Origin of the sequence: Bacillus sp. FSL M7-0791 (genome assembly GCF_038627085.1) — a bacterium.
GTDB classification, from domain to species: domain Bacteria; phylum Bacillota; class Bacilli; order Bacillales; family Bacillaceae; genus Bacillus; species Bacillus safensis.
The window spans coordinates 27,628-40,246 of sequence record NZ_CP152022.1; the positions used below are offsets into that span (position 1 = coordinate 27,628).

Annotated in this window: 10 protein-coding genes, 2 tRNA genes, 3 rRNA genes and 1 other RNA gene; 15 read left to right on the forward strand and 1 reads right to left on the reverse strand. The window is 45.0% G+C overall.

The window, feature by feature from the left end:
* Positions 1 to 4 precede the first annotated feature (4 nt).
* A complete protein-coding gene (locus MHI08_RS00125) occupies positions 5 to 559 on the reverse strand; it encodes an isochorismatase family cysteine hydrolase (RefSeq protein ID WP_024426742.1) in 555 nt (184 codons plus the stop codon).
* Positions 560 to 640: 81 nt separating this feature from the next.
* Here MHI08_RS00125 and tadA point away from each other — a divergent pair, with 81 nt between their 5' ends.
* The 15 genes from tadA (at position 641) to MHI08_RS00200 (ending at position 12,561) form a co-directional block, all read left to right on the forward strand.
* A complete protein-coding gene (gene tadA / locus MHI08_RS00130; protein WP_024426741.1) occupies positions 641 to 1,117 on the forward strand; it encodes a tRNA adenosine(34) deaminase TadA in 477 nt (158 codons plus the stop codon).
* Between the two features lie 76 nt (positions 1,118 to 1,193).
* Positions 1,194 to 1,458, forward strand: an RNA gene (ffs, locus tag MHI08_RS00135) — signal recognition particle sRNA large type.
* 330 nt (positions 1,459 to 1,788) lie between these two features.
* Positions 1,789 to 3,501: a DNA polymerase III subunit gamma/tau gene (gene dnaX, locus MHI08_RS00140; RefSeq protein WP_149126079.1), complete on the forward strand. Its 1,713-nt coding sequence runs from the start codon at positions 1,789 to 1,791 to the stop codon at positions 3,499 to 3,501.
* Between the two features lie 26 nt (positions 3,502 to 3,527).
* Complete coding sequence (locus tag MHI08_RS00145) at positions 3,528 to 3,851, forward strand: YbaB/EbfC family nucleoid-associated protein (RefSeq protein ID WP_025206594.1); 324 nt, start codon at positions 3,528 to 3,530, stop codon at positions 3,849 to 3,851.
* A 15-nt stretch (positions 3,852 to 3,866) separates the two neighbouring features.
* Entirely contained in the window at positions 3,867 to 4,463 is a 597-nt protein-coding gene (gene recR, locus MHI08_RS00150) for a recombination protein RecR (RefSeq protein ID WP_003218094.1), read from the forward strand.
* A gap of 18 nt (positions 4,464 to 4,481) precedes the next feature.
* Positions 4,482 to 4,706: a YaaL family protein gene (locus tag MHI08_RS00155; RefSeq protein WP_024425764.1), complete on the forward strand. Its 225-nt coding sequence runs from the start codon at positions 4,482 to 4,484 to the stop codon at positions 4,704 to 4,706.
* A gap of 66 nt (positions 4,707 to 4,772) precedes the next feature.
* Positions 4,773 to 5,036: a pro-sigmaK processing inhibitor BofA family protein gene (locus tag MHI08_RS00160; protein ID WP_024425765.1), complete on the forward strand. Its 264-nt coding sequence runs from the start codon at positions 4,773 to 4,775 to the stop codon at positions 5,034 to 5,036.
* Positions 5,037 to 5,355: 319 nt separating this feature from the next.
* A 16S ribosomal RNA gene (locus MHI08_RS00165) occupies positions 5,356 to 6,904 on the forward strand.
* A 95-nt stretch (positions 6,905 to 6,999) separates the two neighbouring features.
* Positions 7,000 to 7,076, forward strand: a tRNA-Ile gene (locus MHI08_RS00170).
* Positions 7,077 to 7,090: 14 nt separating this feature from the next.
* Positions 7,091 to 7,166, forward strand: a tRNA-Ala gene (locus MHI08_RS00175).
* 98 nt (positions 7,167 to 7,264) lie between these two features.
* Positions 7,265 to 10,195 (forward strand): 23S ribosomal RNA (locus MHI08_RS00180).
* 61 nt (positions 10,196 to 10,256) lie between these two features.
* Positions 10,257 to 10,372, forward strand: a 5S ribosomal RNA gene (rrf, locus tag MHI08_RS00185).
* Together the 16S, 23S and 5S rRNA genes with 2 tRNA genes alongside form the textbook arrangement of a ribosomal RNA operon.
* A 171-nt stretch (positions 10,373 to 10,543) precedes the next feature.
* Positions 10,544 to 10,735 carry a sigma factor G inhibitor Gin gene (locus MHI08_RS00190; protein ID WP_024425620.1) on the forward strand — a complete coding sequence of 64 codons (192 nt, stop codon included), beginning with the start codon at positions 10,544 to 10,546 and terminating at the stop codon, positions 10,733 to 10,735.
* A gap of 128 nt (positions 10,736 to 10,863) precedes the next feature.
* On the forward strand, positions 10,864 to 11,478 hold the full coding sequence (locus tag MHI08_RS00195) for a 5-bromo-4-chloroindolyl phosphate hydrolysis family protein (protein ID WP_034624452.1): 615 nt from the start codon (positions 10,864 to 10,866) through the stop codon (positions 11,476 to 11,478).
* Positions 11,479 to 11,496: 18 nt separating this feature from the next.
* Positions 11,497 to 12,561: a toxic anion resistance protein gene (locus tag MHI08_RS00200; protein WP_342499882.1), complete on the forward strand. Its 1,065-nt coding sequence runs from the start codon at positions 11,497 to 11,499 to the stop codon at positions 12,559 to 12,561.
* Positions 12,562 to 12,619: the final 58 nt, after the last annotated feature.

The following is a 12,619-nucleotide window of genomic DNA, read 5'->3' on the forward strand; positions in this document are numbered from 1 at the left end:
TAAATCATGTTTGATTTTCATTCGTGATTTCCTTAGCGGTAGTGATTTTGGCTAGAAGAACGTTCTCCATCATCGTTAAAGCGTAGTCGTTATCTCTGTCGTCGTTTGAAGCGATACAATCTTTAGGTACAATTAGATTGTATTCTCGCATGTATGCGTCATTTGCAGTGAACAAAACGCAAATGTTTCCGGCAATCCCGGTTAGAATAATGTCCTCAACACCTAATTCATTTAAGAGTGTCTCTAGTGCAGTACCGTAGAAGGCAGAATGCTTAGGTTTAATTAAGAAGTAATTATCTTTAGATGGTGTCATTTTCTCTAAAATAGGAGCGCTTCTTTCGTTTTTGCATGTTTCCATAACAGCTTGGATATCAGCCTTCCAAAGTCCGTAGTGATCGTTGATATAAATGATTGGCCAATTTTCCTTGAAAGCATGTTGTTTAAGAGCTAAAATTTTATTGGTCATTTGCTCTGTTTTTTCTGCAAGCACATGTCCCATTTCAAAATCAAAATCATTAATCATGTCGATAATAAGCAGCGCCTTTTTTTGCTTTGACAAAATAAGACCCCCTTTTTAAAAGATTGTGATAATATGTTAACCTCAATTTCCTTTTAAAAAACATGAAAAGAGAGCCGTGCCATGACGAAAGATGAAAAGTTTATGCAAGAAGCCATTTCTGAAGCCTTAAAAGCAGAACAAATAGGGGAAGTGCCGATTGGTGCGATCATTGTTGTTGATGATCAAATCGTGAGCCGGGCTCATAATTTAAGGGAAAGTGAGCAGCGTTCGATTGCACATGCAGAATTACTTGCTATTGATGAAGCCTGTAAAGCGACAGGGAGCTGGCGTTTAGAAGATGCTGTGCTTTACGTTACGCTTGAGCCATGCCCAATGTGTGCGGGTGCTATTGTTCTCTCTAGAGTGAAAAAGGTCGTATTTGGTGCATACGATCCAAAAGGTGGATGCGCAGGTACTTTAATGAATTTACTGGATGATGAACGGTTCAATCATCAGTCTGAAGTCATCGGTGGTGTACTTGAAAATCAGTGTGGTGAGCTGTTAAGTCAGTTCTTCAGAAATCTCCGTCAGCGAAAGAAACAAGCCAAAAGTAAATGAATGGATGTCGTTTGCAATTTGAGCTATAAGAAGGTATACTTATGTCTGCGTCACTAACAATTTAATATTCATTTTGCCGTGCTAAGCGGGGAGGTAGCGGTGCCCTGTACTCGCAATCCGCTCTAGCGAGGCCGAATCCCTTCTCGAGGTTCGTTTACTTCAAGGTCTGCCTTAAATAAGTGGTGTTGACGTCTGGGTCCTGCGCAATGGGAATTCATGAACCATGTCAGGTCCGGAAGGAAGCAGCATTAAGTGAAACCTCTCATGTGCCGCAGGGTTGCCTGGGCCGAGCTAACTGTTTAAGTAACGCTTGGGGTAGCGAATCGACAGAAGGTGCACGGTAAATCAATATTAAATGTAACTCATCTAGTTTAACTAGGTGAGTTTTTTGTTGTTGTTCAAAGAATAGCTTAACTGCTTTGGTTATACAAATAGATAAAAAGTCTTTTTGGAGCCATTTGTTTTTTTCACTAATCGCAAAAAGAACTGGTGTTCTGTTTGGAGTTTCAGGTCTTTTTACATAGCTAGAAAATACGTTTTTAATACATGGAAAGTAGAAAATCTCTAGTTGAAATCATCTTTTTGGCATATTAGAAAATAAAGGTGTGCTTTTGAATTGATCGGTGCATCATGTATAATGAAAAGGATGATAAATGGAGGAGGGCGTATTTGTGAGTTATCAAGCTTTATATCGAGTGTTCAGACCTCAAGTTTTTGAGGATGTTGTTGGACAAGAACACATCACAAAAACGTTGCAAAATGCCCTTTTGCAGAAAAAGTTTTCTCATGCTTACTTATTTTCAGGTCCTAGAGGAACAGGTAAAACAAGTGCTGCCAAAATCTTTGCTAAGGCAGTGAACTGTGAAAAGTCACCTGTTAGCGAGCCGTGTAATGAATGTGATGCCTGTAAAGGGATTACAAACGGTTCAATTTCAGACGTGATTGAAATAGATGCTGCCTCGAATAACGGGGTAGATGAAATCCGGGATATACGTGATAAAGTGAAATTTGCTCCTTCGGCGGTTACATATAAGGTTTATATTATAGATGAAGTACATATGCTCTCTATCGGTGCATTTAATGCTCTCCTTAAAACGCTGGAAGAACCGCCTGCTCATTGTATCTTTATTTTGGCTACCACAGAGCCCCATAAGATTCCTCTTACCATCATATCTCGTTGTCAGCGATTTGATTTTAAACGAATCACGAGTAAAGATATTGTTGGAAGAATGGAGAAAATTGTAGATGCAGAAGGCCTTGACGTACAGGAGGGTTCGCTCGAGATTATTGCTAGTGCAGCTGATGGCGGTATGCGTGATGCACTAAGTCTCTTGGATCAAGCGATCTCATTTAGTGGTGAACAATTGACAATTGATGATGCGCTGCTCATTACAGGTGCTGTATCTCAGCATTTCATTAGTCAGCTTGCTGAAGCAATTTTTGATCAAAATATTGCCACAGCGTTAGATACATTAAATGAATTGCTCCAGCAGGGGAAAGATGCTGCTAAATTAATAGAGGATATGATTTTTTACTTTAGAGATATGCTGCTTTATAAAACGGCACCAGATCTCGAGGGGGTCCTTGAAAAGGTAAAGGTCGACGAAAGTTTCGTGGCGCTGTCAGATCGTGTGACACCTCAGTTTCTGTATGAAACCATTGAAGTCCTGAATAAAAGCCACCAAGAAATGAAATGGACAAATCATCCAAGGATTTTCTTTGAGGTAGCTGTTGTAAAGCTGTGTCAGTCAACAGCAGGATTGACACAAGGCCATGCTGAAGCTGATTTAACGGCGCTAACAGATAAAATAAACAGGCTGGAACAGGAACTATCGAGGCTAAGAGCCGAAGGTGTACCAATGTCTCCATCTCATAGCCCTCAAGAAAAAAAGGAAGCGTCTCGACCACAAACGAGTAACAAAAATGGCTATCGTGCTCCTGTCGGCCGAATTCATGAGATTCTAAAAGAAGCGAAACGGCCTGAGTTAGAAAAAATTAAAGGCAAATGGGGAGAGCTCCTTGCCCAGTTGAAACAGCAGAATAAGGTGTCTCACGCTGCGTTATTAACGGACAGTGAGCCAGTTGCGGCTGCTTCGCATGCCTTTGTTTTAAAATTCAAATTTGAAATACATTGTAAAATGGTTGCTGAAGATAAAAGCGGTGTTCGGACCAATCTTGAACAACTGCTAGAGTCTATGTTAGGAAAAAGAGTGGAATTAGTTGGCGTTCCTGACGCTCAATGGGGTAAAATAAGAGAAGAATTTTTAAGAGATCATCAGCCGGATGAACAAGCAGATGGTCAGGGAACTTCTACTGAAGAGGATCCATTGATTGCGGAAGCAAAAAAATTAGTAGGAACTGATTTAATTGAAATTAAAGATTAATAAAAATGAAAGAGAGTGGTGTTCATATGCGCGGTGGAATGGGAAATATGCAAAAAATGATGAAACAAATGCAAAAAATGCAAAAGGATATGGCGAAGGCTCAAGAAGAGCTTGCAGAAAAAGTTCTTGAAGGTACAGCTGGTGGCGGTATGGTCACTGTCAAAGTAAATGGACAAAAAGAAGTCATTGATGTAGCAATTAATGAAGAAGTTGTTGATCCAGAAGATATTGATATGCTTCAAGATCTTGTACTTGCTGCGACAAACGATGCATTGAAAAAAGTCGATGAGCTAACGAATGAAACGATGGGTCAATTCACAAAAGGAATGAACATGCCAGGTTTATTCTAGGAGGAATAACTGAAGATGCAATATCCTGAACCAATATCAAAGCTGATTGACAGCTTTATGAAATTGCCAGGAATCGGACCGAAAACTGCGGTCCGTCTGGCTTTTTTTGTTCTTAGTATGCAGGAAGATGTCGTACTAGATTTTGCGAAGGCGCTTGTAAATGCAAAGCGTAATTTAACTTATTGTTCGGTATGCGGTCATATCACAGACCAAGATCCTTGCTATATTTGTGAAGATACAAGAAGAGATCAATCTGTTATCTGTGTAGTGCAGGATCCAAAAGATGTAATCGCAATGGAAAAAATGAAAGAATACAACGGCTTATATCATGTGCTTCATGGTGCCATTTCGCCAATGGACGGAATTGGCCCAGAGGATATTAAAATTCCTGACCTATTAAAAAGATTGCAAGACGATCAAGTGACAGAGGTGATCCTTGCAACCAATCCAAACATTGAAGGAGAAGCAACAGCCATGTATATCTCCAGATTGTTAAAACCATCAGGGATTAAACTCTCTCGCATTGCTCACGGACTTCCAGTAGGCGGGGATTTAGAGTATGCGGATGAAGTTACACTGTCTAAGGCTCTAGAAGGCAGACGTGAGATGTAGGAAGGAGAAGTACGGTACATGGGTTTTCTTCGCAGAAAATCAATTCGAAAAGAATTCGATGAGAAATTAATTCAACAGCTTTTTAAGCAAAAGGAAGAATGGAACAGACAAAAAAAGCTTGTCGCAAATAGCGTTGAGCCTTCACCGGACATTCTATTCGAATTAAAGCTTGCTCAAGCAAAGTACTTTTTCTATCTGAGAGAAGCGAAAAAGAGAAATTTACGTTTAAACAACTGGAAATAGCAGGTCTATTATACATAGTCCTCTCATATGCTTGTACTATTCATATGAAGAGGAGATGAGAGGATTATGGAACCTGTTATTGTGATCGGGTCAATTTTGCTAGCTGTGCTATTGTTGTTTATGTCAGGTGTGCAGGCGAATCCATTCAAATGGTTAGGGCTTATCGGAGTGAAGTTTATAGCAGGCGCTCTTTTTTTATTTTGCCTCAACCTATTTGGCGAGAGTCTAGGATTACATGTCTCTATTAACCCTGTAACGAGTGGAATTAGTGGTTTATTGGGTATTCCGGGCGTAGCAGCTTTAATCGTTATTGAAAAGTTTATTATTTAATGAAAAATATTATTGACTTTGATTCGATAGGGTGGTAAATTAATATACGTCGCTGATGACGAAGAAACGAAAAAACATAATAACAAAAAAGTTGTTGACACTAACAACTTGGATGTGATAAGATGTTCTAGTCGCTTCTGAAGCGGTAAACAAGTTCTTTGAAAACTAAACAAGACAAAACGTACCTGTTAATTCGAGTTTTTTATAAAAAATCCTATGATACTTCATAGGTAGTCAGTCAAACTGGCGAGGCAGGAAATGATCACATGCTAAGTTCGCTACATCGTGTAGCAACGCATGTGTGATATGCATCCTGCATACCTCGGAGAGTTTGATCCTGGCTCAGGACGAACGCTGGCGGCGTGCCTAATACATGCAAGTCGAGCGGACAGAAGGGAGCTTGCTCCCGGATGTTAGCGGCGGACGGGTGAGTAACACGTGGGTAACCTGCCTGTAAGACTGGGATAACTCCGGGAAACCGGAGCTAATACCGGATAGTTCCTTGAACCGCATGGTTCAAGGATGAAAGACGGTTTCGGCTGTCACTTACAGATGGACCCGCGGCGCATTAGCTAGTTGGTGGGGTAATGGCTCACCAAGGCGACGATGCGTAGCCGACCTGAGAGGGTGATCGGCCACACTGGGACTGAGACACGGCCCAGACTCCTACGGGAGGCAGCAGTAGGGAATCTTCCGCAATGGACGAAAGTCTGACGGAGCAACGCCGCGTGAGTGATGAAGGTTTTCGGATCGTAAAGCTCTGTTGTTAGGGAAGAACAAGTGCGAGAGTAACTGCTCGCACCTTGACGGTACCTAACCAGAAAGCCACGGCTAACTACGTGCCAGCAGCCGCGGTAATACGTAGGTGGCAAGCGTTGTCCGGAATTATTGGGCGTAAAGGGCTCGCAGGCGGTTTCTTAAGTCTGATGTGAAAGCCCCCGGCTCAACCGGGGAGGGTCATTGGAAACTGGGAAACTTGAGTGCAGAAGAGGAGAGTGGAATTCCACGTGTAGCGGTGAAATGCGTAGAGATGTGGAGGAACACCAGTGGCGAAGGCGACTCTCTGGTCTGTAACTGACGCTGAGGAGCGAAAGCGTGGGGAGCGAACAGGATTAGATACCCTGGTAGTCCACGCCGTAAACGATGAGTGCTAAGTGTTAGGGGGTTTCCGCCCCTTAGTGCTGCAGCTAACGCATTAAGCACTCCGCCTGGGGAGTACGGTCGCAAGACTGAAACTCAAAGGAATTGACGGGGGCCCGCACAAGCGGTGGAGCATGTGGTTTAATTCGAAGCAACGCGAAGAACCTTACCAGGTCTTGACATCCTCTGACAACCCTAGAGATAGGGCTTTCCCTTCGGGGACAGAGTGACAGGTGGTGCATGGTTGTCGTCAGCTCGTGTCGTGAGATGTTGGGTTAAGTCCCGCAACGAGCGCAACCCTTGATCTTAGTTGCCAGCATTCAGTTGGGCACTCTAAGGTGACTGCCGGTGACAAACCGGAGGAAGGTGGGGATGACGTCAAATCATCATGCCCCTTATGACCTGGGCTACACACGTGCTACAATGGACAGAACAAAGGGCTGCAAGACCGCAAGGTTTAGCCAATCCCATAAATCTGTTCTCAGTTCGGATCGCAGTCTGCAACTCGACTGCGTGAAGCTGGAATCGCTAGTAATCGCGGATCAGCATGCCGCGGTGAATACGTTCCCGGGCCTTGTACACACCGCCCGTCACACCACGAGAGTTTGCAACACCCGAAGTCGGTGAGGTAACCTTTATGGAGCCAGCCGCCGAAGGTGGGGCAGATGATTGGGGTGAAGTCGTAACAAGGTAGCCGTATCGGAAGGTGCGGCTGGATCACCTCCTTTCTAAGGATATATGGAGCAGCGTGCGTTTTCGTCTTGTTTAGTTTTGAAGGAACTTGCAAAAGATCCTACAACATCATATCTTCGATATGAAAGATGGGCCTGTAGCTCAGCTGGTTAGAGCGCACGCCTGATAAGCGTGAGGTCGGTGGTTCGAGTCCACTCAGGCCCACCATCTTCTATTAAATTGGGGCCTTAGCTCAGCTGGGAGAGCGCCTGCCTTGCACGCAGGAGGTCAGCGGTTCGATCCCGCTAGGCTCCACCAACGTGTTCTTTGAAAACTAGATAACAATAAGTAATACATTCACATTGAATGCAATGCAAAGTTCATCACACATAGTGATTCTTTCTAAAGTAAGAAATGGTTAAGTTAGAAAGGGCGCACGGTGGATGCCTTGGCACTAGGAGCCGATGAAGGACGGGACGAACACCGATATGCTTCGGGGAGCTGTAAGCAAGCTTTGATCCGGAGATTTCCGAATGGGGAAACCCACTGCTCGTAATGGAGTAGTATCCATACTTGAATACATAGAGTATGAGAAGGCATACCCGGGGAACTGAAACATCTAAGTACCCGGAGGAAGAGAAAGCAAATGCGATTCCCTGAGTAGCGGCGAGCGAAACGGGAACAGCCCAAACCAAGAGGCTTGCCTCTTGGGGTTGTAGGACACTCTATACGGAGTTACAAAGGAATGATATAAGCGAAGAGGTCTGGAAAGGCCCGCCAAAGAAGGTAACAGCCCTGTAACTGAAATGTTGTTCTCTCCAGAGTGGATCCTGAGTACGGCGGAACACGTGAAATTCCGTCGGAATCCGGGAGGACCATCTCCCAAGGCTAAATACTCCCTAGTGACCGATAGTGAACCAGTACCGTGAGGGAAAGGTGAAAAGCACCCCGGAAGGGGAGTGAAATAGATCCTGAAACCGTGTGCCTACAAGTAGTCAGAGCCCGTTAACGGGTGATGGCGTGCCTTTTGTAGAATGAACCGGCGAGTTACGATCCCGTGCAAGGTTAAGCAGAAGATGCGGAGCCGCAGCGAAAGCGAGTCTGAATAGGGCGCATGAGTACGTGGTCGTAGACCCGAAACCAGGTGATCTACCCATGTCCAGGGTGAAGTTCAGGTAACACTGAATGGAGGCCCGAACCCACGCACGTTGAAAAGTGCGGGGATGAGGTGTGGGTAGGGGTGAAATGCCAATCGAACCTGGAGATAGCTGGTTCTCTCCGAAATAGCTTTAGGGCTAGCCTCAAGGTAAGAGTCTCGGAGGTAGAGCACTGATTGGACTAGGGGCCCCTACCGGGTTACCGAATTCAGTCAAACTCCGAATGCCGATGACTTATCCTTGGGAGTCAGACTGCGAGTGATAAGATCCGTAGTCGAAAGGGAAACAGCCCAGACCGCCAGCTAAGGTCCCAAAGTATACGTTAAGTGGAAAAGGATGTGGAGTTGCTTAGACAACCAGGATGTTGGCTTAGAAGCAGCCACCATTTAAAGAGTGCGTAATAGCTCACTGGTCGAGTGACTCTGCGCCGAAAATGTACCGGGGCTAAACGTATCACCGAAGCTGCGGACTGTTCTTACGAACAGTGGTAGGAGAGCGTTCTAAGGGCTGTGAAGCCAGACCGGAAGGACTGGTGGAGCGCTTAGAAGTGAGAATGCCGGTATGAGTAGCGAAAGACGGGTGAGAATCCCGTCCACCGAATGCCTAAGGTTTCCTGAGGAAGGCTCGTCCGCTCAGGGTTAGTCGGGACCTAAGCCGAGGCCGAAAGGCGTAGGCGATGGACAACAGGTTGATATTCCTGTACCACCTCCTCACCATTTGAGCAATGGGGGGACGCAGGAGGATAGGGTAAGCGCGGTATTGGATATCCGCGTCCAAGCAGTTAGGCTGGGAAATAGGCAAATCCGTTTCCCATAAAGGCTGAGCTGTGATGGCGAGCGAAATTTAGTAGCGAAGTTCCTGATTCCACACTGCCAAGAAAAGCCTCTAGCGAGGTGAGAGGTGCCCGTACCGCAAACCGACACAGGTAGGCGAGGAGAGAATCCTAAGGTGATCGAGAGAACTCTCGTTAAGGAACTCGGCAAAATGACCCCGTAACTTCGGGAGAAGGGGTGCTTCTTAGGGTGTTAAAGCCCCGAGAAGCCGCAGTGAATAGGCCCAGGCGACTGTTTAGCAAAAACACAGGTCTCTGCGAAGCCGTAAGGCGAAGTATAGGGGCTGACGCCTGCCCGGTGCTGGAAGGTTAAGAGGAGCGCTTAGCGTAAGCGAAGGTGCGAATTGAAGCCCCAGTAAACGGCGGCCGTAACTATAACGGTCCTAAGGTAGCGAAATTCCTTGTCGGGTAAGTTCCGACCCGCACGAAAGGCGCAACGATCTGGGCACTGTCTCAACGAGAGACTCGGTGAAATTATAGTACCTGTGAAGATGCAGGTTACCCGCGACAGGACGGAAAGACCCCGTGGAGCTTTACTGCAGCCTGATATTGAATGTTGGTACAGCTTGTACAGGATAGGTAGGAGCCTTGGAAACCGGAGCGCTAGCTTCGGTGGAGGCATCGGTGGGATACTACCCTGGCTGTATTGACCTTCTAACCCGCTGCCCTTATCGGGCAGGGAGACAGTGTCAGGTGGGCAGTTTGACTGGGGCGGTCGCCTCCTAAAATGTAACGGAGGCGCCCAAAGGTTCCCTCAGAATGGTTGGAAATCATTCGCAGAGTGTAAAGGCACAAGGGAGCTTGACTGCGAGACCTACAAGTCGAGCAGGGACGAAAGTCGGGCTTAGTGATCCGGTGGTTCCGCATGGAAGGGCCATCGCTCAACGGATAAAAGCTACCCCGGGGATAACAGGCTTATCTCCCCCAAGAGTCCACATCGACGGGGAGGTTTGGCACCTCGATGTCGGCTCATCGCATCCTGGGGCTGTAGTCGGTCCCAAGGGTTGGGCTGTTCGCCCATTAAAGCGGTACGCGAGCTGGGTTCAGAACGTCGTGAGACAGTTCGGTCCCTATCCGTCGCGGGCGCAGGAAATTTGAGAGGAGCTGTCCTTAGTACGAGAGGACCGGGATGGACGCACCGCTGGTGTACCAGTTGTTCTGCCAAGGGCATCGCTGGGTAGCTATGTGCGGACGGGATAAGTGCTGAAAGCATCTAAGCATGAAGCCCCCCTCAAGATGAGATTTCCCATTCCGCAAGGAAGTAAGATCCCTGAAAGATGATCAGGTTGATAGGTCTGAGGTGGAAGCGTGGTGACACGTGGAGCTGACAGATACTAATAGATCGAGGACTTAACCTATATTCTAATGTGAAGCATGAACATTGTTATCTAGTTTTGAGAGAACATTCTCTCCATCAGGTTTGGTGGCGATAGCGAAGAGGTCACACCCGTTCCCATACCGAACACGGAAGTTAAGCTCTTCAGCGCCGATGGTAGTTGGGGGTTTCCCCCTGTGAGAGTAGGACGCCGCCAAGCTTTTATAAAGATCAGTTCCAGTCGGAACTGGTCTTTTTTGTTTTTTAAGAAAAGGAACAAACACTCGATCTGACATGGATACATATACTAAACTACCATCTAAAACATTCTTAATTTTGTATACAATTGAAAGCGCTAGGGCATACTGAAGCTATAAGTGGAGGTGTCACAATGAGCAAAAAAGAGCGAGAAGCGATTTGTTTGATTTGTGAAGAGAAAAAAACAAAGGGAATTTATTTATATCATCAGTTTTTGTGCCGAGAATGTGAGAGAAAGTTAATTTCTACATCGACCTCGGATCCTAGCTATGCCGATTATGTTAGAAAGCTAAAAAATCTTCATACGCCGCCTTTGTATTCATAGACCATTAGATGGTCTTTTTTTATGAGCTATGGAGGATTGGGCCTGTTTTTTGGAACTTAGTTTGGACATCATCCGTAATTAATAATAAGATAAACAGAGAGCCTGATTATTCATAGGAGTCGATGAACATGAAATCAATCTTTTATACATTTATATGGGCCATCCTCTCTACTTTTTTTTCGCTTGTGATTTTAACCGTCAGTATTGGGGTTTTCCATCATCATGTTGGATTATCGATACTGTATGCGATGATGGGGTGGGGCGTGATGTTTGCAGGGAGCAGATGGATTGCTTTCCAGTTGTTTTTAAAGAAACACGGACTATCTCGTAGTGATTATGTATATATCAAACAGCATTTAAAAGAAGCAGGACAAAAGCTCGTACGTTTAAAGAAGGCTTTATTTGCTGTGAAGAACGTACAGACGATCAAACATAATTATGAAATTCTCCGACTTGCACGACGAATCTATACGATTACAAAAAAAGAGCCGACCCGGTTTTATGATGCACAGCGTTTTTATTTTGAAAGCTTGGATTCTGTCGTTGAACTAACTGAAAAATATGCACTATTGTATAACCAGCCTGATCGCAGTCATGAGCTGGAAATGACACTCAGTCAAACTCGAGTGACGCTGACAGAACTGCAAAAGCAATTGACGAATGATTTGCAGCAAGTATTAGGAAGAGACATAGAAGCCCTTCATATTGAGCTTGAAGTGGCAGATAAAATGATAAAGAAATAATGAAAGGAGTCAAACGTAATGAAACCAGAAGATCACATCCTAACAGCATCTGCTTCCACTACAGATCTTCAGTTTCAGGTGTTTGATACCTTATCTGATGAGGAGAAACAAGAAGCCATACAGCGTGCTGAGCAGATCCCTGACAATCCGCAAAAGCTGCTTTTCTATGGTACACGTGTGCAGGAACGATTATTGGAACAATCACAACAAATGATGAAATATGTTGAGAAAAAAGATATCGATCAAATAGGAGACGTGCTTGAGGCCTTTTTGCACCAGCTGCATGTAGTAGAACCGGAGGACTTACTGCCAAAGAAGCAGGGCTTTTTTTCGAAGTTATTTCGGCGGGAGAAGCGTTCTACTCAGGAAATCATATCGCGTTTCCAACATGCAAAATCACAGATCGAGAGATTATCAGCAAGGCTTCGTTACGCAAAAGGCGGATTAATTTCGGATCATATGTTATTAGAGCGTTTATTTGAAGAAAATCAAACTTTTTTTCAAGAGATGACGCTGCAGGTTGCAGCAGTTGAAGCGAAAATGACCACTTTAGAGAAGCAGATCATATTAGAAGCGGAGCAGATTGGTAATCGGACTATAGAGGAGCAATTGATGAGTCAGGAAGTCAATGCAGAAGAATATATGGAGAGGTTGAAAGAACGGAAATATGATTTGCTGCTAAGCCGGCAAATTGCGTTGCAATGTAATGCCCAAATTCGAATGATCCAGCATACGAATCATACATTGGCCAATCACATTCAATCAACAGTTTCTGCATCTATTCCTCTATGGATCAACCAAATGTCGATTGCATTAACGCATATTCAACAGCGTGCCAATTCAGCTCTTGAGAATCGAATCCAAAAAACATATGAAAAGGTATCAAAGCAGCAGGGGGAGCTTCTTGAAGAGGCAGCTTTTGCACCTATAGATACGTTGAAAAAGGTTCAACGCCAATTAGCTGAAACCTTACAGCAAACGTTACAGGTGAAAGAGCATGGAAGCCAAGAGCGAGCCCAATTGAAAAACAGCATGTATGAGGCAGAACAGCAGCTGGCAAATCACCAGCCAATAAAGGAATGAGAATCCATCTTTCGGTTCCCTTGTATGAACGTTATAATAGACATAAGATATCGTTAAA